The 22347-nt window shown below is 63.9% G+C and carries 24 protein-coding genes; 9 read left to right on the top strand and 15 right to left on the bottom strand.

Translation table 11 applies throughout. The features are described 5' to 3' along the window. Window positions 1–246 precede the first annotated feature (246 nt). The 7 genes from FJ949_RS18225 to FJ949_RS18195 form a co-directional block, all read right to left on the bottom strand. Window positions 247–738, bottom strand: a complete 492-nt coding sequence (locus FJ949_RS18225; protein WP_140497968.1) for a F0F1 ATP synthase subunit B — start codon at window positions 736–738, stop codon at window positions 247–249. 10 nt (window positions 739–748) lie between these two features. Next, complete coding sequence (locus tag FJ949_RS18220; RefSeq protein WP_140497966.1) at window positions 749–1348, bottom strand: F0F1 ATP synthase subunit B; 600 nt, start codon at window positions 1346–1348, stop codon at window positions 749–751. 94 nt (window positions 1349–1442) lie between these two features. Next, window positions 1443–1667, bottom strand: a complete 225-nt coding sequence (locus FJ949_RS18215; protein WP_140497964.1) for a F0F1 ATP synthase subunit C — start codon at window positions 1665–1667, stop codon at window positions 1443–1445. A gap of 84 nt (window positions 1668–1751) precedes the next feature. Further along, the gene (locus FJ949_RS18210; protein ID WP_140497962.1) at window positions 1752–2510 is read right to left on the bottom strand and encodes a F0F1 ATP synthase subunit A; all 759 of its coding nucleotides are present in this window, start codon (window positions 2508–2510) and stop codon (window positions 1752–1754) included. Between the two features lie 87 nt (window positions 2511–2597). Continuing rightward, entirely contained in the window at window positions 2598–2996 is a 399-nt protein-coding gene (locus tag FJ949_RS18205; protein WP_140498124.1) for an AtpZ/AtpI family protein, read from the bottom strand. Between the two features lie 256 nt (window positions 2997–3252). After that, a complete protein-coding gene (locus FJ949_RS18200) occupies window positions 3253–4434 on the bottom strand; it encodes a cell wall hydrolase (RefSeq protein ID WP_140497960.1) in 1182 nt (393 codons plus the stop codon). Window positions 4435–4534: 100 nt separating this feature from the next. Continuing rightward, entirely contained in the window at window positions 4535–5863 is a 1329-nt protein-coding gene (locus FJ949_RS18195; protein ID WP_140497958.1) for an MFS transporter, read from the bottom strand. Window positions 5864–5979: 116 nt separating this feature from the next. On the opposite strand from FJ949_RS18195, the gene FJ949_RS18190 reads away from it, so the two are divergent. Then, window positions 5980–6900: a LysR substrate-binding domain-containing protein gene (locus FJ949_RS18190; protein ID WP_140497956.1), complete on the top strand. Its 921-nt coding sequence runs from the start codon at window positions 5980–5982 to the stop codon at window positions 6898–6900. A gap of 74 nt (window positions 6901–6974) precedes the next feature. Here the strand turns inward: FJ949_RS18190 and der are convergent, their stop codons facing one another. Further along, a complete protein-coding gene (der, locus tag FJ949_RS18185; RefSeq protein ID WP_140497954.1) occupies window positions 6975–8408 on the bottom strand; it encodes a ribosome biogenesis GTPase Der in 1434 nt (477 codons plus the stop codon). Between the two features lie 3 nt (window positions 8409–8411). Further along, window positions 8412–9077, bottom strand: coding sequence for a tetratricopeptide repeat protein (locus FJ949_RS18180; protein ID WP_140497952.1), 666 nt, complete (start codon window positions 9075–9077; stop codon window positions 8412–8414). Window positions 9078–9267: 190 nt separating this feature from the next. Here FJ949_RS18180 and FJ949_RS18175 point away from each other — a divergent pair, with 190 nt between their 5' ends. Then, entirely contained in the window at window positions 9268–10281 is a 1014-nt protein-coding gene (locus FJ949_RS18175; protein WP_140498122.1) for a polysaccharide deacetylase, read from the top strand. A 36-nt stretch (window positions 10282–10317) separates the two neighbouring features. Here FJ949_RS18175 and sbmA read toward each other — a convergent pair whose 3' ends face one another. The 3 genes from sbmA to FJ949_RS18160 form a co-directional block, all read right to left on the bottom strand. Then, complete coding sequence (gene sbmA / locus FJ949_RS18170) at window positions 10318–11577, bottom strand: peptide antibiotic transporter SbmA (protein WP_140497950.1); 1260 nt, start codon at window positions 11575–11577, stop codon at window positions 10318–10320. Window positions 11578–11692: 115 nt separating this feature from the next. Then, a complete protein-coding gene (locus FJ949_RS18165) occupies window positions 11693–12853 on the bottom strand; it encodes a YbfB/YjiJ family MFS transporter (protein WP_140497948.1) in 1161 nt (386 codons plus the stop codon). A gap of 76 nt (window positions 12854–12929) precedes the next feature. Continuing rightward, window positions 12930–13130, bottom strand: a complete 201-nt coding sequence (locus FJ949_RS18160; protein ID WP_140497946.1) for a hypothetical protein — start codon at window positions 13128–13130, stop codon at window positions 12930–12932. Between the two features lie 90 nt (window positions 13131–13220). Here FJ949_RS18160 and FJ949_RS18155 point away from each other — a divergent pair, with 90 nt between their 5' ends. From FJ949_RS18155 to FJ949_RS18145, 3 genes are read left to right on the top strand one after another with little or no spacing between them, the layout of a single operon-like run. Next, window positions 13221–14213: a LysR substrate-binding domain-containing protein gene (locus tag FJ949_RS18155; RefSeq protein ID WP_140497944.1), complete on the top strand. Its 993-nt coding sequence runs from the start codon at window positions 13221–13223 to the stop codon at window positions 14211–14213. Then, the gene (locus FJ949_RS18150) at window positions 14210–15466 is read left to right on the top strand and encodes an aminopeptidase (protein ID WP_140497942.1); all 1257 of its coding nucleotides are present in this window, start codon (window positions 14210–14212) and stop codon (window positions 15464–15466) included. The genes FJ949_RS18155 and FJ949_RS18150 overlap by 4 nt, the downstream gene beginning before the upstream one ends. A gap of 23 nt (window positions 15467–15489) precedes the next feature. Then, the gene (locus FJ949_RS18145; RefSeq protein WP_140497941.1) at window positions 15490–15843 is read left to right on the top strand and encodes a DUF488 domain-containing protein; all 354 of its coding nucleotides are present in this window, start codon (window positions 15490–15492) and stop codon (window positions 15841–15843) included. A gap of 186 nt (window positions 15844–16029) precedes the next feature. Here FJ949_RS18145 and FJ949_RS18140 read toward each other — a convergent pair whose 3' ends face one another. From FJ949_RS18140 to FJ949_RS18130, 3 genes are all read right to left on the bottom strand, one after another. Further along, complete coding sequence (locus FJ949_RS18140; RefSeq protein WP_140497939.1) at window positions 16030–16383, bottom strand: ArsC family reductase; 354 nt, start codon at window positions 16381–16383, stop codon at window positions 16030–16032. Between the two features lie 217 nt (window positions 16384–16600). Next, window positions 16601–16954, bottom strand: a complete 354-nt coding sequence (locus FJ949_RS18135; protein ID WP_140497937.1) for a nuclear transport factor 2 family protein — start codon at window positions 16952–16954, stop codon at window positions 16601–16603. A 130-nt stretch (window positions 16955–17084) separates the two neighbouring features. Then, window positions 17085–17717 carry a 2'-5' RNA ligase family protein gene (locus FJ949_RS18130; protein WP_140497935.1) on the bottom strand — a complete coding sequence of 211 codons (633 nt, stop codon included), beginning with the start codon at window positions 17715–17717 and terminating at the stop codon, window positions 17085–17087. 273 nt (window positions 17718–17990) lie between these two features. Between FJ949_RS18130 and FJ949_RS18125 the strand changes: the two genes are divergently transcribed. The 4 genes from FJ949_RS18125 (at window position 17991) to FJ949_RS18110 (ending at window position 22257) form a co-directional block, all read left to right on the top strand. Continuing rightward, the gene (locus FJ949_RS18125; RefSeq protein WP_140497933.1) at window positions 17991–19148 is read left to right on the top strand and encodes a fumarylacetoacetate hydrolase family protein; all 1158 of its coding nucleotides are present in this window, start codon (window positions 17991–17993) and stop codon (window positions 19146–19148) included. Between the two features lie 272 nt (window positions 19149–19420). Next, window positions 19421–20356, top strand: coding sequence for a substrate-binding domain-containing protein (locus tag FJ949_RS18120; RefSeq protein WP_140497931.1), 936 nt, complete (start codon window positions 19421–19423; stop codon window positions 20354–20356). Window positions 20357–20475: 119 nt separating this feature from the next. After that, the gene (locus tag FJ949_RS18115; protein ID WP_140497929.1) at window positions 20476–21462 is read left to right on the top strand and encodes an ABC transporter permease; all 987 of its coding nucleotides are present in this window, start codon (window positions 20476–20478) and stop codon (window positions 21460–21462) included. A gap of 3 nt (window positions 21463–21465) precedes the next feature. Then, window positions 21466–22257 carry an ATP-binding cassette domain-containing protein gene (locus FJ949_RS18110; protein ID WP_140497927.1) on the top strand — a complete coding sequence of 264 codons (792 nt, stop codon included), beginning with the start codon at window positions 21466–21468 and terminating at the stop codon, window positions 22255–22257. The last annotated feature ends 90 nt before the right edge of the window (window positions 22258–22347 follow it).

Below are 22347 nucleotides of genomic sequence, written 5' to 3'. Positions count from 1 at the left end.
CGGCAGGACAGAGGGGGGCGCGAAAGATCGCTACCTTCCAGAACTACTTCTACTCACGCAGAAGTCGCAAGGCAGCGCAGGGATTGTCTGAGGGATTGTCTGACAGGCTGGCGGGACAGCGCCCCCCTCTGCCCTGCCGGGCATCTCCCCCACGAGGGGGGAGATTGGCAGCTTCTGCGCACTGCTCCAACAAAAAAGCCGCCAGGTTGCCCAGGCGGCTTTTGATTGTTCTGCGTCGGTCAAGGCTCAGTTCAGCTTCGCCTTCACATCCTGGAGCGCGGATTTGAACAAATCCGCGCCGGCCTTGGCGTCGATCTTGCCGGCGAGCAGCGTGCGAGCGGCTTCGACGGCGATGTCGACGGCGCTGGCGCGCACTTCGCCGATCGCCTCGCGCTCGGCCTGGCCGATCTTCTGTTCGGCAAGAGCGGTGCGCCGCGCGACGTAGTCCTCGGTCTTCTTGTGCGCCTCGGCGGCGAGCAGTTCGGCTTCGCGCTTGGCCGCGGCGACGATGTCTGCGGCCTCCTGCTCGGCTTCCTTGCGCTTGCGCTGGTATTGGCCAAGCAACTGCTGGGCCTCCTCGCGCAGCCTGCGCGCCTCGTCAAGCTCGCTGCTGATCCTGGCGGCGCGGGCATCGAGCGCCTTGGCGATCAGGCGGGGCACCTTGATGTAGATGGCGATACCCAAAAAGATGACCAGGGCGATCGTGGCCCAGAGCGTTGCAAGAGATGTGGCGTCCATGATGCGCTCCTCACCCGGCCACGGACTTGACCGCGGCCGCGATCTCGGCCTTGCTGGCCTTGCCGCCGACCAGCGCCTCGACGATCGCCGAGGCAGTGTCCTCGGCGATGCTGCCGACTTCCTTCATGGCGTTGGCCTTGATGGAAGAGATGCGCGCCTCGGCCTCGCCGAGCTTCTCGTCGAGCGCGGCCTCGATCTTCTTGCGCGCGGTCTCGGCTTCCGCCTTGGCCGCGTCATTGGCCTGCTGGCCGATGGCGTTGGCGTTCTTCTTGGCTTCCGCCAGCTCCTGCTCGTAAGCAGCAACGGCGGCGTCGGCCTCGCCCTTCAACTTCGCGGCCTGATCGAGATCCTGGCTGATACGGTCGTTGCGGACATCGATGATGCCGCCGACGCGCGGCACCACCACCCTCTTCAGGAAGAGGTAGAAGAGCCCGAACGTGATCGCCAGCCAAAGAAGCTGCGACGGAAACGTCGCCGGATCGAATGGCGGAAACATGCCATGAGCTTCGGCAGGCACGCTGGTGCCGGAATGCGTGTCGCCTTCCGTCGCAGCGTGGCCAGCCTCGGTGGCAGGCGCGGACTCTTGCGCAAAGGCAGATGTCACGAACATGGACTATCCCCTGATATCAGACCCGCCGCTCTCGCGGCCGGCCTGTCCAATCTTCCCATAGCTTAGCCAAATAGCGGCTCAGCCAAACAGGGGCTCAGCCGAACAGGGCCAGCAGCGCGATGAGAAGCGAGAAGATGCCCAGAGCTTCGGTCACGGCGAAGCCGAAGATCAGACGGCCGAACTGGCCATCGGCGGCCGACGGGTTGCGCAGCGCGCCCGAGAGATAGCTGCCGAAGATGTTGCCGAGGCCAATGCCCGCGCCGCCCATGCCGAGGCAAGCGATGCCGGCGCCGATGTACTTTGCTGCTTCTACGTCCATTTGTTCAACTCCTTTGGATCTGAAATTCCGTTGCGATTCCATTCCGGCGGCAATGTTGAAAACTCTTGCGCCGGAAATTTTTTATCAGTGCCCCGGGTGCAGGGCGTCGTTGAGATACATGCAGGTCAGCACCGCGAACACATAGGCCTGAAGGAAGGCGACCAGCAGTTCGAGCGCGGTCAACGCCACGGCCATCGCCAGCGGCAGCACCGAGCCAGCGACGCCGACCGCGCCCAGCGCCGAGAGGCTGACGACGAAGCCGGAGAAGACCTTCAGCGTGATGTGCCCGGCGAGCATGTTGGCGAACAGACGAACCGAGAGGCTGACAGGGCGCGAGACGAAGGAGATCACTTCGATCAGCACCACCAGCGGCAGCAGGAACACCGGCACGCCTTGCGGCACGAACAGCTTGAGGAAACCAAGGCCGTGCTTGCCGAAACCGTAGACGATCACGGTGCCGATAACCAAGACGGCGAGGCCGAAGGTGACGATGATGTGGCTGGTGACGGTGAAGAAATAGGGGAACAGGCCAAGCAGGTTGGCGACCAGCACGAACATGAACAGGGAAAACACGAAGGGAAAGAACTTCATGCCCTGCGTGCCGGCGGCGTCGCGCAACATGTTGCCGACGAATTCATAGGCCATTTCGGAGATCGATTGCAGCCGGCCGGGAACGAGGCTGCGGCTCGACGTCGTCAGAAACAGGAATGCCGCGGCGACAACCACGGTCGCGACCATGAACAGCGCCGAATTGGTAAAGGACAAGTCGTAGCCGCCGATATCGATCGGTATCAGCTTGTTGATATGGAACTGGTGGATCGGATCGACCTTGTCAGCTGCCACGTTCAAACCCCGTCAGTGCCGCATGCGGCCTTGTTACCATGCCGCCCGTCGAAAGGCGGCTATTTCCAAATGCCGCCTGAAGGGCGGTCACTTGCTGTCGTCGCGGCCAGAGCGCGATTTGTCGCCCTGTCCGAATTCCGCCACAACGCCTGCCGAACGCATGACATTGAGCACGCCCGCGCCAAAACCAAGCAGCAGAAACACGATCAGACCCCATGGCGATGTCCCCGCCAGACGGTCGATGATCCAGCCGATGGCGGCACCGACCACCACCCCGGCGATGAACTCGCTGGACAGCTTGAGTGCCTGACCGTACCCGGTCACTGGTTTCGCGTCTTTCCCCTCGAGCCGGTCCGGCCGTCTTGTCGCAAGCGATGCTTCAAGTTCACGCCGGCGGCGCTCAAGTTCGTCGTCGCGGATGGCGGCTTCGTGCTGCTTGCCGCGGCCGGTTTCTCCGGTTCCGCCTGGCCCAGTTTCATCGGCCATCGCAACCCCCCTGCCCGGGCAGACCGTCACCGTCCGTCCGCTTCTAAAGTCGCCGGCAACATAGTTAGAGGGTTTGCGCCCGTCAAGCCACGGGCGGAAGTTCGTTACCATGTATTTTATACAATGAAATCAATATAATAGAGAGGTGCGACATCGTGCCCGCCATGGCGGCGCGGACGCCTTGAGCGAATCCTCCGCGCGACGGCTCTTCGAGAGACCGCGCAGCCGCGCAAAAATATGGACGCCTATCGGGCGTTCAGCTCCAGCCGCCGCCATAGGTGCGGTAGAAGATATGCAGGCCGATCTTGGTCATCTTCTGCATCGTACCCGCCCAGTTGGGATGGACGTAATTGGCATAGTAATGGGTCGACGATCCGACTTCGGGAATGAAGACCTTGCCGGCGGTCACCGCCATGCCGACGTCCTGCGCAGTCTTGTAGGCGACCGGGTTGTCGATGCGCTTCTTCCTGCCGTCGCAGGCGAAGGAGAACTGGCAACGGTTGAACCAGCTGTCGTTCTGGTAGACGACGCCGCAGATCGAATTGGGATAGGCCGGATTGCGGACACGGTTGAGGATGACCTGGGCGACGGCGGCCTGGCCGCGCACGGATTCGCCCCGCGCCTCGAAATAGATGCCGTTGGCCAGGCATTTCTGCTCGGGCTTGGAGAAGACGCTCGCCGGAAGTGGATTCTGGATCCACGAATGGTCGCCCTTGGCCATCGGCGGGATGAAACGGCCGTTGTTGGGCTCCTCGTCCTGGAGCAGGGCCTCGAAGGGCGACGCCTTGGCATAATCGGGCGCGGCCTGCGCATAGGCCGTCGCCAGCACATCCGGATGATCGTTGTTGACCAGGGCGGCAAGCATGGGCGACACGCCGGGATCCGGCTTCTTGTCCTCACGCGCGTGGAATGCCGCGGCGATCTGGATTTCCTTGCCTTTGATCTGGGGTTTGGCGAAAGCCATCTTCAGGCCGCTGTCCATGCTGGGCCGCAGCAGGGATGAGGTGCGCTCGAAGATCGAGCCGGCGTTGAAGTTCTTCGGCGGGGCGACGGGAGAGATCTGGACGATGCGGCCCTTCTTGTCGGCGCGCACGATGCGGTCCTCATCAGGCGTAGTGCTGACCTTGCCGCCCTTGCCGCGAAAGGAGACGGCGCCGACGCCGGGCAGGCGCACCCCCGATCCGGAGAGCGAACCCGTCACAGCGTCGTCGACAAACGGCATCTCGGCGGCATGGACCGATCCGGCGACGGATTTCTCGACATAGGAATTCCAGCGGGTCGGCGCCTCGAGGCCGGAAACGAGGCTCGTCATATCCTGGTAGGCGGAAACCGTCGGAAATCCGATCCAGATGCCGAGGCCGACGATGAAAGGTGCCACGAGGCTGCGTTTCTTCTCACCGGCGACGGCAACAAGGCGCGTCAAGACACGTCGATGCACGGAACTCTCTCCAGGAACGCTACTGACCCCACTGGAGAGCAAAATGATGCATTAACCTTGATGGGACGTTAACAGCTTCGATCGGGTTTTCCCGGTCGGCTCAGGCTCGTGGTTGCGAAGTGGGGCGGTTTTGCGGCGGGACGGACATGGAGGCCGGCCGCAGGAAGATGGGCCACGCGATCAACGCGCACGCCGCCGCCGACAACCAAACGCCGGGCCAGGACCAGAGATGCAAGAGCCCCGGAATGGCCACCGGAACCAGGAAGAAACCTATGAAAACTAAGCTGTTGGCCAGGCTGAGCGCGGTGCCGACATGGCCAGCGCCGGCAAGCGTGGCAAGCTCGGTGTAGGCGACGCCATGCCAGGCGGAGACCAGGATGCCTGCGACAATCAGCATCACGGGAAGCGTGGCCATCACGACGGGTTGGCCGCCTGATATGGTCGGGCTGGCCAGGACCAGCAGCCAGAGCAGCGTGAAGGCAAGCGCGCTGAGCGCACTGCACAGGCGCAGGAACGGCCGGCGGTTGCCGTGGCGGTCGGTGAAGCGGCCGCTCCAGACGCGCATCGCCATGGCGCCGGTCTGCACGGCGGCGAGGCTTGCGCTGGTGGCCAGGGTCCCCATGCCGGCGAAGTCGTGCAGGAAGACCGATGCGAAGGTGAGTACGGCCACTTGCGGAAAGCACAGCAGGCCGATGGCCGCTGCGATGCGCCAGACCTCGACATTGCGCAGCGGCGGGGGCCCGGCCAGAACGGTCGGCGCGGCCGAACCCTGCGTCGGCGGTTCGTGCAGCCAGCGCCAGGCGAAGAAGGCGGAGATCACGGAGAAGGCGGCGAGCAGGCCATAGACCGCCGCGAAGCCATGCCTGGCGGCAAGCGAGGGCAGGACAAGAGCGCCCAGCCCGCCGCCAAGCGGCACCGCCGTCTGCCGGATGCTCATGGCGAATCCGCGCTCGCCTTCGCGGAACCAGCCCATGATGGCGCGGCCGCTCGAACCGTTGACGCTGCCGCCGAGCAGGCCGGTGACGAGCAAGGCAGCGGCCAGGACATGAACGCCCGGCTCGCCGGACGAGGATGGAACGATGAGCAACGCCATCAGGAACAGCCACGCCGCCGTGGCGCCGAGCCCGGTCAAAAGCACACGGCGATCGCCCCAGCGATCGGTGAGCAGGCCCCAGGGCAGTTCGCTGAGCGCAACGCCCAGACCGAGAAGGCCAAGCGCCAGGCCGAGCTGAGCATTGCCGAGATGATAGCCCTGCCGCATCAGCACCGCGGTTGCCGGTATGCCGGAGAAAGTAGCGGAAAAACCGGCATTGGCGGCGACGCCGATGCCCAGCACCTTCCAGCGGTGGTTGGGCGCGAAGGTCCTGGAGCCGGAGCCTTCGGCCCGTGGCGTCGACTGACAATCGGTGCGGGTGACGGTGGCGGACATGGTTTCATTCCCGTTTGCGGCCCGGTGACCGGCCTTGACGGCGCATGTCTATCGCCATAGCTTTGTCCATAAAATCAGGAAGTTTTTGACGCACAATCCTAAAAAACGGGATTATCATGCGACGCGTGACATTCGACCTCGACGTCCTCAGAAGCTTCGTCACCGGAATGGAGCTTGGCAGCTTCGCCAAGGCGGCCGACCGGCTTGGCCGCTCGACCTCGGCGGTCAGCGCGCAGTTGAAGAAGCTGGAAGAGCAGGCGGCGACGCCGATCTTCCGCAAGTCGGGACGCGGGCTGGCGCTGACGGAAGCCGGCGAGACCATGCTCGGCTATGCGCGGCGGCTGGTCGAGCTCAATGACGAGGCGGCAGCCGCCATCCATGATGTCGAGCTGGAAGGCTGGGTGCGGCTCGGCCTGCAGGAGGATTTTGGCGAGGCGGTGCTACCTGACGTGCTCGGCCGCTTCGCCCGTGCCCATCCCAAAGTCAAGATCGAGGCCCGCATCGCGCGCAGCCATGAGCTCGCGGAGCGGATCATCTCGGGCAGCCTGGACATCGCACTTGCCTGGCACAGCGGCGCGACGCTGCCATACAGCCAGCATGTCGCCGACGTGCAGATGCGCTGGATCGGCCCGGCAAAGCGCATCGAGACCAGCCTGCGCCATGGCGAGCCGCTGCCGCTGGTGGCGCTGGAAGCACCTTGCCTGTTGCGCACGGTCGCAACCGAAACGCTCGACCGCGCCGGCCTGCCCTGGCGTATGGCCTTCTCCAGCCCGAGCCTTGGTGGCATCTGGGCGGCTGTTGCAGCCGGGCTCGGGCTGACGATCCGCACCGACATCGGCCTGCCGGCCAGCGTCAGCGCGATGACGCCGGAGATTGCCGGTCTGCCGGCGCTGCCCAGGATGACGCTGTTCCTGCACCGCAGGGATGCCGAACCCGAACCGGTGGCCGCCCGCCTCGCCGATATCCTGCTGGAAGCGGCGCGGCAGGCACTACCGGAGGGCGCGCGGACGGATGAGAACCTGCTGAAGGTCGCCTAGGCCCTGGTCGCAACCCCTCTTCGTCATTCCAGGGTCTACACCGCGTCGAAGGGTTGGCACCCTTCCCCCGGACGTCAGCGCTTCTTGGCCCTGCCGGCAAAGGGATTGTCCGAAGTCCTCAACGCCATGCGGATCGGTACGCCCGGCATGTCGAAGGCTTCGCGCAGGCTGTTGGTGAGATAGCGGACATAGGATTGCGGCATCGCATCCGGGCGCGAGCACGAGACGACGAAGCCCGGCGGGCGCGTCTTGGCCTGCGTGACATATTTGACCTTCAGCCGGCGACCGGCAACCGCGGGCGGCGGATGATGCGCAAGAATGCCTTCCAGCCAGCGATTGAGCCTGCCGGTCGAGACGCGGCTGTTCCAGACCTTGTGCGTGCGGATGACGGCTTCCATGAGCTTGTCGAGGCCCCGTCCGGTCTCGGCCGAAACCGTCACCGCCTGCATGCCGCGCGCCTGCGGCAAAAGCCGTTCGGTCTTTTCGCGCAGTTCGGCCAAGAGTTCCTGCGGATTGTCGATCAGGTCCCATTTGTTGAAGGCGATCACCGGCGCGCGGCCCTCGCGGATGATCAGGTCGGCGATCTGGAGATCCTGCTTCTCGAACGGGATGGTGGCGTCGAGCACGATGATGACGATCTCGGCGAAGCGGATGGCGCGCAGGCCATCCTGCACCGACATGACCTCGAGCTTTTCATGGATCCTGGCCTTGCGGCGCATGCCGGCGGTGTCGAACAATTTTATACGGCGGCCGCGCCAGTCCCAATCGACCGAGATGGAATCGCGGGTGATGCCGGCTTCCGGTCCGGTCAAAAGCCGCTCCTCGCCGATCAGCGCGTTGATCAGCGTCGACTTGCCGGCATTGGGGCGGCCGACGACGGCAATGCGCATCGGCTTGGTGTCGTCATAGGCCGGCACCTCGTCGGCGTCGGGATCGGCGATATCCTCGCCGATCAGCACCTCGCTGGAGGCGATCTCCTCGTCGTCGTCCTCATCTTCGCCAAAGGCTCTCGCCTCGCCAAGTGCGGCGATCACCGCGTCGCGCAGGTCGGGCATGCCTTGGCCGTGTTCGGCCGAGACCGGAACCGGCTCGCCAAGCCCGAGCTCCCAGGCCTCCAGCATGCCGCCCTGCGCGCCCTTCGCCTCGGCCTTGTTGGCGACCAGCACGACCGGCTTGCCGGATTTGCGCACGATCTCGGCAAAGGTCCGGTCGTCCGGCAACAGGCCGGATTTGGCGTCGACGGTGAAGAAGATCAGGTCGGCCTCACGGATAGCGATCTCGGTCTGCGCACGCATGCGGCCGGGCAGCGTCGAGGCGGCGGCGTCCTCGAAACCCGCAGTGTCGATGACGTCGAAATGCAGGTCGTAAAGCTTTGCCGCATGGACGCGGCGGTCGCGGGTGACGCCCGGCGTGTCATCGACAAGCGCCAGCTTCCTTCCCACCAGCCGATTGAAAAGAGTCGATTTGCCGACGTTAGGCCGGCCAATGATGGCGACTTTGAAGCTCATATGTCACGACGCGCTGCCCGAGCCGCGGATCAGCTCGGACATCAGGGTCGCCCGTTCACGGGTGTTGCGCGGGGCACCGTCATCGGCGGCGATCTGGTCGAACAGCTTCAGCGCATCCTGGGTCTTGCCTTCCTTCCAGGCGGCCAGCCCGAGCGCCTCGCGCGCGGTGTGGCGCAGCGTGTTGGTGTCCGAGGTCAGGGCCTCGACGCGGCTCGACACATCGGCGAAGGAGCCGTGATCGACCAGCAGCAGCGCCGCCCTCAACCGCGCCATGTCGCGAATGCCCTGGGGAATGGCGGCGTCGGCCGCCACCTCGTCGAAATCCTTGACGGCGGCATCGACGTCGCCCTTGTCGGCCTTGACGGTGGCAGCGCGCATGCGGGCGAGCAGCGGATAGGCGCCGTAGCCATCCTTCTCCAGTTGATCGAGCGCGGTCAGCGCCTCGTCGTTCTTGCCGTCATTGGCCAGCTTCAACGCTTGCGAGAAAGCATCGCCCGAACGGTTGGCACGGGTCTCGTCCCAGTAGCGGTAGCTGACGAAGGCGGCGGTGCCGAGCACGACCAGCACCGCGACCACAAGCAGGGCCGGGCCGAAACGGTCCCACAGCTTCTGCGCCTGTTCGCGACGGATCTCGTCGTTGACTTCACGGATAAAACTGTCGTCGGACATCAATAAAACCATTCCTGCCCCGGGCCGGAGCGTTCGCGAGCCCGCGTTTTAGCGAAATTTTGTCGGCATGGAAGGGGTTCGACCGGAAAATCACCTATTCGCGGGGCAAACGGACGAAAAGGCCACCGCACCCACGCCACATTTGCGCTATAGCGGGGCCAAAACCGTCCGGGGTCAGTAGCTGTTGCCAATATTCTTTTCGTCTCGCGTTGCCGCGTTCTGTCTCGCTTCGCTTGCCACGGCCGGTGCGGCTTTCGCCGATCCACCCGGCTCGCGGGCGCCTTTGCCGGCAAGGCCGAAGCAGGTCGTCATCATCTCCTTCGACAGCGCCCGCGACATCTCGCAATGGAAGCGCAGCCGGGCGCTGGCGAAGCGCACCGGAGCGCATTTCACCTATTTCCTCTCCTGTGTCTTCCTGCTGTCACCCGAAACGCGCAGCCAATACACCGCGCCGGGCAAGACATCGGGCAAATCCAACATCGGCTTCGCCGCCTCGACGCAGGAAGTGAGCCAGCGGCTGGAGCAGATCGGGCTTGCGGCATCGGAAGGCCATGACATCGCCAGTCATGGCTGCGGCCATTTCGACGGCAAGGACTGGAGCAAGGCCGACTGGCTGAAGGAGTTCGCCTCGTTCGAGCACATCCTCGAAAACGCCTATGCGATCAACGGCATCGAGCCCGAGCCGACCGGCTGGCGCGATTTCGCGCGGCATGCGGTGGTTGGCTTCCGCGCGCCCTATCTGTCGACGAGCAAGGCGCTCTACGAGGCGCTGCCCGCCGCCGGTTACCGGTTCGACGCCAGCGGCGTCTCGCGCGGCCCGGTCCAGCCGCCGACCACCGCCGGCCTCGCGCGCTTTTCACTGCCGCAGATCCCGGAAGGACCGAAATCGCGGCCGGTGATCGCCATGGACTACAATCTCTATGTCAGGCATTCCGGCGGCTTCGAGCGGCCTAGCAAGGCAGGCGAGTTCGCGGACCGCACCTACCAGGCTTTCCGCGCCGCCTTCGAGGATCAATACCGGGGCAAGCGCGTTCCGCTGCAACTCGGCTTCCATTTCGCGCTGATGAATGACGGCGCCTACTGGAACGCGCTGGAGCGTTTTGCCGGCGAGGTCTGCGTCAAATCAGACGTCGAATGCATCAGTTTTCGCGATTACATCTCGCGGCAGGGTTCTGGCCAGAAGCAGGCTTCCGTCGGCGGCTGAGCCGCCGACCCGTTTCGCACCCAGGTCTTTCCTGACTTAAGCGGGATCCTCGGCGCCTTGCCGCGCCAGATAGCGCTGGTCGATTTCCGGCAGCGGCTCGCCCTGCAGCGTCGCCTCGAAGGCGCGCAGGCGCTTATGCACCGATTGCAGTTCGACGATGGTCGACCAGGAGGTGAGCAGGAACTGCAAGGAACCTGTCACCTTGCCGAATGCATTCGAAATCTGGTTCAGCGCGCCGAACGTTATCTTGTGGGCGACCAGCGACGGCCCGAGGATCAGCAGCGAGAAAATATTGTCGGCCTGCAGGTAGGTGTACCGGACGACATTGAAATAGATGTAGTGGAAATACAGCCGGAAATAATTGTGGCGAACATTGGCGAACAGCGCGGCGGTGGTGGCGGGCTGGGCCCGGTCGGCATGATCCTCGCCGTAAACGAGCTCCTTGCGGTAGGCCGCCTCCACGCGCTGGTTGCGGAACTGCAGCCCTGGAAGCTTCATGCCGGCAATCATGACCGAAATCGTTCCGAACAGACACCAGGCCAGTGCCGCGACCACCAATGGCTGGGGGATCGCGCCGATGATCGGCAACTCGGTTATATGGGCCTGCAACTGGATCATGACCGGCAGGAAGGCGATCAGCGTCATGATCGACTGGACGAAGCTGGAACCCAGATCTTCCATGATCTGGGAAAACCGCATCGTGTCCTCCTGGATACGTTGCGAGGCGCCCTCGATGTGGCGCAGCCTGCCCCAGTTCTCGACGAAATAGTTGTTCATCGCCGTGCGCCAGCGGAAGATCCAATGGCTGACGATGAAGGCGTTGACCACCTGCACGTTCATGCCGACCAGCGCAAGCCACGAGAAATCGGCCAGCCCAATGTAGAATTCGGCGTTGGTCGATTTTCCGGTGCCCGACATCAGCCCCTGCACATAGTCGAAGAAGGGCCCGTACCAGGCGTTGACGGCGACGCTGACCTGCACATTGAAATAGATGAAGAACAGGATGACCGCCGTCATCAGGATCGACCAGCGTTGCCACGGATGCGGCGAATACCAGCTCCAGAACGCATAGAAAGCGACCACGCAGAACGCGAAGTAGATGTAGAACCAGAGAAACGGCTTCGAGACGAGGACGGCGATGCCGATAATGGGCGGTGCACCGGCTGCTGCCGGCGGCAGGCCGAAGACGGCGCCCAGTTGCTCACCCCCGAAAAACCAGAACAGGATCGCCGCAAGGCTCCAGACGGCGGCCGAAGAGAAAAACAGCTTCGGCTGCGGGAAGAAGGATACGAACACTGTGGCGAATTCCTCGGTTTTTGCGCAAATCAGCTGAGTTCAGCGGGCATAAAGTCACACATTAGGGGGAAAGAAAATGCCCATGCCCGATGCCCGGCACCGAGCAAACCCACAATCATGGCGATTTTGGCGCGGCCGACCATATGATGACGCCGGAGGCGACCAGAACGGCCGCGGCGGCGATCGAGGCAAGGAAGAAATCGCCCGACGCCTGCGCCAGGAGCCCGGCGGCAATCGGGCCGATGATCTGGCCAAGACCGAACGAAGCCGTCATCAAGGCGAAGGTCCGCCGGGGAGCTTGTGGCGCCAGTTGCCGCGCGGTCTGCAGGCCGATCGCGGTGATGGCAATGAACGTGCCGCCAACGAGCAGGCCGCCGAGCAGCGGCCCGGTGCGCCCGCCTGCCGCGACGCTTGCGACAATGCCGACGACTTCGACGAAACATCCCAGCGCATAGGTCGTGTAAAGGCCGATCCGTGCCGATATCTTCTGCCAGAGCCAGACCGAGGGAAAGCCGGCAAGACCGGTGACCATCCAGACCACCGCCTCGAACACGCGTCCGCCGCCGCCTTGCCGGACAATGGCGACAAGGAAGGTCGCCGTTACCACGTAGCCGAAGCCGAACAAGCCGTAAGCGACGATCACCTTGGTCAGCGAGCGGTCTTTTGGCAGCGCCGGCTCGCGGCCGGTATCGCCGCTGGCCAGCGGACCGCTGTCCACCAGCAGCGCCACGACGACGAAGCCACAAGCCGAGATCGCCGCCGACCACAGCCAGCCCGCCGCCCAGCCGGCATGTTCGCTGACCAGGGCCGCCATCAGCACCGAGGACAGGGCGATGCCGAGGCCGACGCCGCCGAAATGCCACGCCTGCAGATCGCTGCGGCCGGCCGCAGCAAGATGGCTGAAAACAATGCTGGCCAGGAACACCATGACAAAGGCGCTGGCCAGGCCTGCAAGAAAGCGGATGACGAGAAACGCGGCGATCGTATCCGACAGCCCCATCAGCGCGGCAAGCAAGGCGCTGGCGCCGAGGCCGGCCAGCATCAGCAGGCGCTCGCGCCCATGCGCCCAGCCGCCCGCCGCGGCAAAGGCGCCGGCGAGGTAGCCGAGATAATTGGCCGACGCGATCCAGCCCGCATCGGCCGCCGACAGATGGAGTTCTTCCATCATGCCGGGCAGGATCGGCGTATAGACGAAACGACCAATGCCCATGGCGACAGCCATGGCGATCATGCCGGCGAAAGCGAACCGCAGCGCTGTTGAGGTGGCGGATGTCATCGCGGTGCACAATAAGTGCGAAGACCGGCGACACAACGTGCTTGCGTTGGGCCAGGCGCCGGACCGTCAGCACCAATCAGCGGCAGCCCGCTTGCGCCGTCTCGTGGGCGGTGCGTCGCGCCGTCAGCCGGAACGGTATGTCGCCGAGCTCACGCTCCGACATGGCGTCGAGCACGGGATGCGCAAGCGGATCGGCCAGCCAGGCGACCGCTTCGCCACCGTATGGCGGCTCGTGCACAGGGAATACTATCTTGAGCGACGATAACAGCCTCAACATGTCAGCCTCCGCAGGCCTGTCCCGTGAAAGTCTGCGTTTTCGGCATCACTTTCAATTGAGATTTCAGCCCCGCTGGTTTAGAAAAACTCAATGGCCATGCTCAACCGCGTCCACCTCAACGGCCTTCGCGCCGTGGAGACCGTTGCCCGCCTCGGTTCGCTCGCCGCGGCCGCCGGCGAACTCAACGTTTCGGCCAGCGCCGTCAGCCAGCAGATAAAGCGCGCGGAACAGCAGCTCGGCCAGGCCGTGTTCGAGCGAACGGCCAAGGGGCTGGTCCTGACGGAATTCGGCGCCATGTTCGCGATGCGCCTCGGCGCGGGTTTCCGCGAGCTCACCCAGGCCGTGGCGCTGGCCGACGAGGCGCGCCAATGCACGCTGGTGGTTTCCGTGGCGCCGGCATTCGCCTCGAAATGGCTGCTGCCGCGGCTGTCGCATCACTTCACCCGGCATCCCAACGTGCTGTTGCGCATCGACGCCTCGGTGCGGCTGGCCGACCTCGACCATTCCGATATCGATATCGCCATCCGGCTCGGCGACGGCAAATGGCCGGGCGGCAAGGCGGAGTTGCTTTTGGCACAAGAGGTGTTCCCGGTCTGCGCACCCTCGATAGCGAAGAAACTGAAATCGATCGAAGACCTTGCCCAGACCTGCGCGATCACCGACGAACGGGCGATGATCAACTGGGAAAGCTGGTTCGCCGCGGCCGGTGTCGAACCCGTCACCTTCCTGAAGGGCGCTCGCTTCACCGATCCGATGCTTTGCCTGGAATCGGCGATTGCCGGCCATGGCGTGATGCTGGGCTGGCAGTTGCTCGCCGCCGACGCGCTGGCGGACGGGCGGCTCGTCGCGCCGTTCGGGATCCGCGCCCAGAGCGGGCTTGGCTATTGGCTGGTGACCTCCGCCGCCAAGGCCGAAAGCCGCAAGGTCCGGGATTTCAAGCTCTGGATCAGGGAAGAGATCGAGGCGACGATGGCGCGGTTCGGCTCCGCGAAGACGGGCACGAGCGATGCGATCACGGTGGAAAGCACCGTGGCGCCGGTCTATGTAGAGTCCGACATCAAACTACGGCAGGCAGGATCATGACCACACATTCGCGCGGCGTTTCCGCAACGATCGACCGGGTGAAGCTCGACAGGCTGGCGGAAGTCGCCATCAAGGTGGGGCTGCAATTGCAGCCCGGGCAGGACCTGGTGCTGACCTCCTCCATCGCCGCGCTGCCGCTGACCCGGCGCATCGTCGAGCATGCCTACAAGGCCGGCGCGGGGCTGGTGACGCCGATCTTCAACGATGACGAGATCACGCTGGCGCGCTTTCGCTATGGCGCCGACGCCGGCTTCGACCGCGCCGCCGGCTGGCTCTATGAAGGCATGGCCAAAGCCTTCTCCAACAATGCGGCGCGACTTGCCGTGCGCGGCGAAGATCCTTCGCTCCTGTCGGCGCAGGACCCGGCGAACGTGGCGCGCGCCAACAAGGCCAATTCGATGGCCTACCAGCCGGCGCTGGAAAAGATCACCGGCTTCGACATCAACTGGAACATCGTCGCCTATCCCGATCTCGCCTGGGCCAAGCAGGTCTTCCCCGATGATGCCGACGACGTTGCGGTGGCCAAGCTCGCCGACGCCATCTTTGCCGCCTCGCGGGTGGACGTGGAAGATCCGATCGGCAACTGGAAGGCGCACAATGCCGCCCTTCGCAGCCGCACCGAATGGCTCAACGGCCATGCTTTCCATGCGCTTCATTTCACCGGGCCGGGCACCGACCTGACGGTCGGGCTGGCCGACGGCCATGAGTGGATGGGCGGCGCCTCCACCGCCAAGAACGGCGTCACCTGCAATCCCAACATCCCGACCGAGGAGGTCTTCACCACGCCGCATGCGCGGCGGGTTGAAGGCCATGTTTCATCGACCAAGCCGCTCTCCTACCAGGGCACGCTGATCGACGAGATCTCGGTGCGTTTCGAGGGCGGCAGGATCGTCGAGGCGAAGGCTTCGAAGGGCGAGGACGTGCTGAAGAAAGTGCTGGACACCGACGAGGGCGCACGCCGGCTTGGCGAAGTGGCGCTGGTGCCGCATTCCTCGCCGATCTCGGCGAGCGGCCTGTTGTTCTTCAACACGCTGTTCGACGAAAACGCCGCCTGCCACATCGCGCTCGGCCAGTGCTATTCGAAGTGCTTCGTCGACGGCGCCTCGCTCAGCCAGGCCGAGATCGCGGAGCGCGGTGGCAACAAGAGCTTCATCCACATCGACTGGATGATCGGCTCGGACAAGATCGACATCGACGGCGTCGGCAGGGACGGCAGTCGCGTGCCGGTCATGCGCAAGGGCGAGTGGGCCTGACGGGAGCGCACGAAGGAGAGCGGATGACCTTCGAGATCGCGGTCAAACGGGTGTATGAACCACCCTCGCCCGATGACGGGCAGCGGGTCCTGGTCGATCGTGTCTGGCCACGTGGCGTCAGCAAGGAGCATGCCGCGCTGGCGCTATGGCTGAAGGACATCGCGCCGAGCACCGACTTGCGCAAGTGGTTCGGGCACGAGCCCGAACGATGGGCCGAGTTCCAGAAGCGGTATCGTGCCGAACTGGAAGGCAATGGCGAGGCCGTGGCGCAACTGCGCGCCCTGCTCCGCGACGGCAAGGTGACGCTGCTCTACGGCGCCCATGACGAGGCGCACAACAATGCCGTGGCACTGGCGGGGTATCTGAGAGGACAGTGACCTGTCCCTTAGTCATCCTCGGGCTTGACCCGAGGATCCATGCCGTGACGTCCGTCCGGAAATGCAACGGAGCAGAATCAGCACGGCTGCGACGCCCAAAAGTCACGGCATGGATCCTAGGGTCTGCGCCGCGTCGCTTCGCTCCCTGCTCCGCCCTAGGATGACGAACTGAGAGTGTACCGCGCCCTACTTCCCGACCACCGCCGCCTCATAAACATCCGGCTTGAACCCGACCAGGATGCGGTCGCCAACCTCGAGCACAGGCCGTTTGATCATCGTCGGCTTGGCCAGCATCAGTGCCTTGGCCTTCTTTTCATCCAGGCCCGGCTTATCCTTGTCCGGCAACTCGCGGAACGTGGTGCTGCCCTTATTGAGCAGCTTTTCCCAGCCGACCTTGCGGACCCAGCCATCCAGCCTGCCCGCCTCGATGCCTTCCGCCCGATAGTCGTGGAACCGGTAAGGCACGTCGTGGCCCTCCAGCCAGACGCGGGCCTTCCTGATCGTGTCGCAGGTGGTGATGCCGTACATGGTGATCGTCAAAACAGGTGCCTTCCGGACTTCGAATCTGGCCGCAGATTAAGCAGCCCCGGCGCGCTTTGCCAGCGGCCCGGCAGAACCATCGAAGAGTAAGTTTATTCAATGGCGGGCGCGCGGTCGCCCATCCGTGACGACGATGTGCATCAGGTCGGATAGCGGCCAGGACATGATCCTGGCCGCTCAGGATGCGGCGAAATGTGCCGACAGCCGAAAACCCGTCTCAATAATAGAAGCGCTCTTCGGCAATCTTGCCGTTCTTGACCGTGTACAGGCCAACCTCGTCCATGGTGACACGCTGGCCCGTGGCCTTGGGCGTTATGTCAAATGTAAAGCGTACGGCGAACTGGTCGCCGTTGACATAAGGGCCCTCGACCGAGCCGCCATGGACTTCGTTGTTTTCCTGCCACCACTGGCCTTTCTGCTTGACGGCGTCCTTGCCGCGGCAGACGGCCATCGGCCCCTCCATGGCCTCATAGCTGACGATGTCGTCGGCATTGTATTTCTCGGCAGCACTTTCGTAGTCACCGCGCTTGAGAAGCTCCGTGAAATCCTTGGCAATTTCCGTGTTGGTCATGTGTTCCTCCTGTTCAGACGCATTGCAAATAGGGAAAGGTTGGCGGCCTGCCATCGTCGTGCCGTCTGGTAGCTGACATGCCATGTCAGGATGATGGACCGCGCGGACTATGCGAGGACGATGCAGGCTCTCACATGGCGGGCAGTGCATCGTCCTGGCCGGTCAGCCGCCAACGTCCGGGCTGCTTGTAGGCGCCCTTCCCAATGAGACTGTGGATCAGCACAAAATCCCGGACAGTCCAGCCGATCGGGTCGATCGACCGCTCGCGAATGCTGGGGACGCCCACTTCATCACGAAGCAATGTAACATGCGGTTCGATGGACCTGGTGAGAAAGGGTTTTAGCGGGCTGTCCGAGATCACCGCCGTCAGGTCACGCCAGAACTTCTGCAGCGACGGATTGCCATCGCTGCCGCGCAGGACCAGTGCACCACCGCCAAAAGCCGACAGGCGATCGAACGAGACCTCGAAGGGCTTTGCAACGATCATCGATCCGATATGACAGGCGGCCTCTGCCAACTCCTGCGGGTACTCCTCATGGTCGCCGAGGCCGACAAGCGAGATGTGGATGTGATTTTCCGGAACCAGCCAGCCTTGCAATCCGAACTCACGGTTCAAGGCAATGGCCTTTCGCGCGAGACGACCAGCAATCGCGCTGCCGACGAGGATGGCAAAGAACAGCCGGTGGAAATGCTTCCCGGCCTGTTCCCATCGGAAAAAGGCCTGGCCGTTCTTCGCGGTTCCGAATGCGGGTTGCCCACTCACTGATTTCGTCCGCCCATTGACTCAGGTTGGGCATATTAGAACAAAACGAGAACATGTGCAAGCCGGAAAAATGACGCAGGCGTCGGGACTCCCGCACCGCCGCATGCATTCAACCCCCGAAGGAGTGCTTCCTTGCGGTACGCCAATCGCCGACGACGCCGGCAGACATGGCGCCTGGCTCACCACAAACGGGATAGACCTTTGACAGGAATCCGGTGAAAGTGCCGCGCCGAACCAGCGAGCCGCATTTTTGATGATCAGAGGACCGCACGCATGACAAACCCGATGCATCTGCCCGCCGAAGGCCTTTTTGTCGGGCGCGCCAGAAGCAGCGACGCCGCGCATCCCCTGGTGGTCACGGTGCGTGATGGCACCGTCTTCGACATCACGTCGAGCACGGCGCCGACCGTGCGCGATATCTGCGAGATGGCCGATCCGCCCGGTTATGTGCGCTCGGCCAAGGGCAAGCCGATCGGCTCGCTCGATGATATCGCGGCCAACAGTTTCGAGGCCGCGCGTGATCCGGCAAGGCCCTATCTCATCTCCCCCGTCGACCTGCAGGCGATCAAGGCCTCGGGCGTCACCTTCGTCGTCAGCCTGCTGGAACGCGTCATCGAGGAACAGGCGCGCGGTTCGGCGGAAAAGGCCGACGCCATCCGCGCCGACATTGCCGGGCTGATCGGCCACGATCTGTCCAAGCTCAAGCCCGGTTCGCCGGAAGCGATGGAGATCAAGGCCAAGCTCATCGCACGCGGCGCCTGGTCGCAATATCTGGAAGTGGGCATCGGCCCCGACGCCGAGATCTTCACCAAATGCCAGCCGATGGCCTCGGTCGGTTTCGGCGCCGATGTCGGCCTGCATCCCGTCTCTACCTGGAACAATCCGGAGCCGGAGATCGCCATGATCGCCGCCTCAAGCGGCAGGATCCTCGGCGCCACCATCGGCAACGACGTCAATCTGCGCGATGTCGAAGGGCGCTCCGCGCTGCTGCTCGGCAAGGCCAAGGACAACAACGCCTCCGCCTCGCTCGGCCCCTTCATCCGCCTGTTCGACGGCACGTTCTCCATCGACGACGTAAAGCGGGCCGTGGTCCGGCTGAAAGTGGAAGGTGAGGACGGGTTCTCGCTGGAGGGCGCGAGCTCGATGGCCGAGATCAGCCGCTCTCCCGAAGAGCTCGTAGCGGCCGCCATGGGCCCGCATCACCAGTACCCGGACGGCCTGGCGCTCTATCTCGGCACCATGTTCGTGCCTTCGAAGGACCGCGGCGAGAAGGGCAAGGGTTTCACCCATAAGGTCGGCGACATCGTCACCATCTCGTCGGAGAAATTCGGCGCGCTGGTCAACCGGGTGCGACTGTCGCCGGACTGCCCGCACTGGACCTACGGCGCCAGCCATCTGATGCGCGATCTTGCCAGGGCCGGCCTCCTCTAGCTCTGGGTTCACCCGAGGGCGGTCAATCATCGCTCCGGCGACCCTCGAGGCCGGTATCACCTGCCGCGGAAAATCATCCGAACTGATGCAATCTGATGGGACCGCTGATGGCGCCCCGTCAGGCGCCGACTACGACTGACGGGCGGAGGCTTGCCATTTGTCGAAAAAGAGGATGCTCTGATCATCCAACACGACGTTGGCGGGGAGGACGCGGTCTTGCCCGATCAAGAGGGCGGTTTCGAACTGATCAGTTTCAAACGGGAGGAAATCAAATGCTGACACGGCTAAGAGTGGTTCTATACGGCCTGCTGGTCGCGCTGACGGTCATTCCGGCGGCGGCGCAGGCCAAGACGTTCTACTGGATTTCACATGGCGGCCCGGCCGATCCGGTCTGGACATACTTCCTTGCCGGCGCCAAGCAATGGGCCAAGGACACCGGCAATACCGTCAACACCTCGTTCCACAATGGCGACGTCGCCTCGCAGCAGGAGGCGGTGCGGGCCGCGATCTCGGCCAAGGCCGACGGCATCACCACCACCAGCCCCGATCCGGGCAGCCTTGTCGAGATCGTCAAGGAAGCCCGCGCGGCCAACATTCCGATCATCAATTTCAACACGCCCGATCCCAAGGCCAATTTCAACGCCTATGTCGGCGGCGATAATGTCACCTTCGGCAAGCACTGGGCGCAGTATCTGGTCGACAAGGGCCTGGTGAAGAAGGGCGACTTCGTCTGGATGCCTGTCGAGATTCCCGGCGCCACCTACGGCGTGCAGGAAGAGGAAGGCATCAAGAGCGTGTTCGAGCCGCTCGGCATCACCTATGAGGTGACCGAGGCGACGCTCGACCAGGCCGAGGTGATCAACCGCATGGTCGACTATCTCACCGCCAACAAGGCTAAGGTGAAGGCGATCATCGGCCTTGGCGACCTCGTCACCGGCTCGATCAAACGCGTGTTCGACCAAGTCGGCGTCAAGCCCGGCGAAATCCCCGTCGTCGGCTGGGGCAACTCGCTCGACACCACCCAGGAAGTGCTGAACGGCTACGTCAATGCCGGCCAGTGGCAGGATCCGCAGGCGACCAGTTATGTCGCGCTGTCGCTCGCCAACATGGCCGCCAGCGGCATTCCCCCGGGCTTCAACGTCATCACCGGCGCGCTCTATGAGAAAGACACCGCCGAGATCTACGACAAAATCCTGTCCGGCAAATAGCCCCTGATCTCCAGCGCCGCGCGTCCACCGGGCGTGCGGCGTCCCGCCCTTTCGCCTGGTATCGAGCCGTTTGATGCGGCCCGATGGTCCGGCCCATTCCAACCAGTCGCGGGTTACACGTGGAAAATCGTTCGCTTGTCCAAGGCCTGATCGCGCGGCCGGAATTCGGCCCCTTCGTGCTGCTCGTCGTCGAGATCGCCGTCTTCTGGGGTTTCAACCACGACTTCCTGTCACCCCAGAACATCTCCAACACGTTGGCCTTCACGGTCGAGCTCGGGCTGATCGCGCTGGCGATGACGTTGCTGATGACGTCGGGCGAATTCGACCTTTCGGTCGGCTCGCTGTTCGGCTTCTCGCCGGTGCTGATGTGGACGCTGTTCAACAGCGGCCTCACCTCGCTGGAGATGGGCTTCGTCCTCGCGCTGCTGGTCGCCGCCTTCATCGGCCTGGTCAATGGCTGGTTCGTCACGCAGCTCAAGATCCCGTCCTTTCTGGTCACGCTCGGCATGCTCCTGGTGGTGCGCGGCACCGCGCTGTTCGTCACCGACGGCTTTCCGCAGCGCACCTGGAGCGCCGAGGGCAGTTGGCTGGCGGAGGCGCTGGTCGGCGATTTCTTCATCGGCCCGTTCCGCATCTACATGTCGCTGTTCTGGTTCATCGCCGCGGCCATCGCGCTGGGCTATGTGCTGACGCAAAGCCGCACCGGCAACTGGATCCAGGCCGCCGGCGGCAACCCGAACGCTGCGAGGGCGCGCGGCGTCAATGTCAGCCGCGTCAAGATCGGCCTGTTCGTGCTGTCCTCGGTCATGGCCTCGCTTGCAGGCGTCATCTCCTCGCTGCGCACCTCGGCGGCCAACCCCAACAGCGGCACCGGCTACGAACTCGAGGTCATCGCCATGGTGGTGATCGGCGGCACGGCGCTGACGGGCGGGCGCGGCACCATCATCGGCACCGTGCTCGGCATCCTGATCCTGCGCGTCATGCGCAACGGCATCGTGCTGATCGGCGTGCCCGGCCTTGCCTACAACATCTTCATCGGCGCGATCATCCTTGGCATGATGGCGCTTCATTCATGGCTGGAACGCCGGCATCAGGCAGGGACGTGAACCATGGCCGAGCCACTGATCCGCATGCAGAACATCCGCAAGTCCTACGGGCGCGTGCAGGCGCTGGTGGACGCCAATTTCCATGTCAACGAGCGCGAGATCGTCGGCCTGCTCGGCGACAATGGCGCCGGCAAGTCGACGCTGATCAAAGTGCTGTCGGGCGCGGTGCCGCTGACCAGCGGCGACATCTTCATCCGCGGCAAGAAGGTGAACCTGCGCAACACCAGCGACGCCATCGCCAACGGCATAGAGACCATCTACCAGGATTCGGCGCTGGTCACCCAACTGTCGATCGCCCGCAATTTGTTCCTCGGGCGCGAGCCGATCAAGCCGCCGCGCTTCCTCAACCGCATGGACCAGGAGGCGATGAACACGGTCGCCCGCGACCTGCTCAAGCAGGTCGGCATTTCCAAGAACATTCCGCCGACCACGCCGATCGGCTCGCTCTCCGGCGGCGAGCGCCAGGCGGTGGCGATCGCGCGCGCCATGCATTTCGACAGCGATCTCATCATCCTCGACGAACCGACCAACAATCTTGGCGTCGCCGAAACCCAGGGCGTGCTGAGCTTCGTGCGCAGCGCGCGCGATTCCGGCCATTCCTGCATCTTCATCGCGCACAACATCCACCATGTCTTCCAGGTGGTGGACCGCATCGTCGTCATGCGGCGCGGCAAGGTGGTGGCCGGGGACATCGACCCCAAGACGACCAGCGTGGCGGAGGTTGAACGCGTCATCACCGGCATGTCGGACAAGGAGATCCGCGACGCCATCGCCGATGGCAAGGGATCGCATTGAGGACGAGGGCAACATCCCTGCGAAACAGCAGAATGGGCGTCCGGGCGATGGGCGCGATCGGCGCCGCTCAAATCGGCCGTCTGGCGTGCC

Source organism: Mesorhizobium sp. B2-4-1, from assembly GCF_006442185.1.
Classification (GTDB): Bacteria; Pseudomonadota; Alphaproteobacteria; order Rhizobiales; family Rhizobiaceae; genus Mesorhizobium.
The sequence above is the reverse complement of the archived record's forward strand: the minus strand, read 5'-3'. Positions and strand labels throughout refer to the sequence as shown.

Excerpts from the sequence above, each read along its gene's own strand:
- FJ949_RS18225 (WP_140497968.1), bottom strand. The coding sequence starts at position 738 with ATGGACGCCACATCTCTTGCAACGCTCTGGGCCACGATCGCCCTGGTC.
- FJ949_RS18220 (WP_140497966.1), bottom strand. The coding sequence starts at position 1,348 with ATGTTCGTGACATCTGCCTTTGCGCAAGAGTCCGCGCCTGCCACCGAG.
- FJ949_RS18215 (WP_140497964.1), bottom strand. The coding sequence starts at position 1,667 with ATGGACGTAGAAGCAGCAAAGTACATCGGCGCCGGCATCGCTTGCCTC.
- FJ949_RS18205 (WP_140498124.1), bottom strand. The coding sequence starts at position 2,996 with ATGGCCGATGAAACTGGGCCAGGCGGAACCGGAGAAACCGGCCGCGGC.
- FJ949_RS18195 (WP_140497958.1), bottom strand. The coding sequence starts at position 5,863 with ATGTCCGCCACCGTCACCCGCACCGATTGTCAGTCGACGCCACGGGCC.
- FJ949_RS18190 (WP_140497956.1), top strand. The coding sequence starts at position 5,980 with ATGCGACGCGTGACATTCGACCTCGACGTCCTCAGAAGCTTCGTCACC.
- der (WP_140497954.1), bottom strand. The coding sequence starts at position 8,408 with ATGAGCTTCAAAGTCGCCATCATTGGCCGGCCTAACGTCGGCAAATCG.
- FJ949_RS18180 (WP_140497952.1), bottom strand. The coding sequence starts at position 9,077 with ATGTCCGACGACAGTTTTATCCGTGAAGTCAACGACGAGATCCGTCGC.
- FJ949_RS18165 (WP_140497948.1), bottom strand. The coding sequence starts at position 12,853 with ATGACATCCGCCACCTCAACAGCGCTGCGGTTCGCTTTCGCCGGCATG.
- FJ949_RS18160 (WP_140497946.1), bottom strand. The coding sequence starts at position 13,130 with ATGTTGAGGCTGTTATCGTCGCTCAAGATAGTATTCCCTGTGCACGAG.
- FJ949_RS18155 (WP_140497944.1), top strand. The coding sequence starts at position 13,221 with ATGGCCATGCTCAACCGCGTCCACCTCAACGGCCTTCGCGCCGTGGAG.
- FJ949_RS18150 (WP_140497942.1), top strand. The coding sequence starts at position 14,210 with ATGACCACACATTCGCGCGGCGTTTCCGCAACGATCGACCGGGTGAAG.
- FJ949_RS18145 (WP_140497941.1), top strand. The coding sequence starts at position 15,490 with ATGACCTTCGAGATCGCGGTCAAACGGGTGTATGAACCACCCTCGCCC.
- FJ949_RS18135 (WP_140497937.1), bottom strand. The coding sequence starts at position 16,954 with ATGACCAACACGGAAATTGCCAAGGATTTCACGGAGCTTCTCAAGCGC.
- FJ949_RS18125 (WP_140497933.1), top strand. The coding sequence starts at position 17,991 with ATGACAAACCCGATGCATCTGCCCGCCGAAGGCCTTTTTGTCGGGCGC.
- FJ949_RS18120 (WP_140497931.1), top strand. The coding sequence starts at position 19,421 with ATGCTGACACGGCTAAGAGTGGTTCTATACGGCCTGCTGGTCGCGCTG.
- FJ949_RS18110 (WP_140497927.1), top strand. The coding sequence starts at position 21,466 with ATGGCCGAGCCACTGATCCGCATGCAGAACATCCGCAAGTCCTACGGG.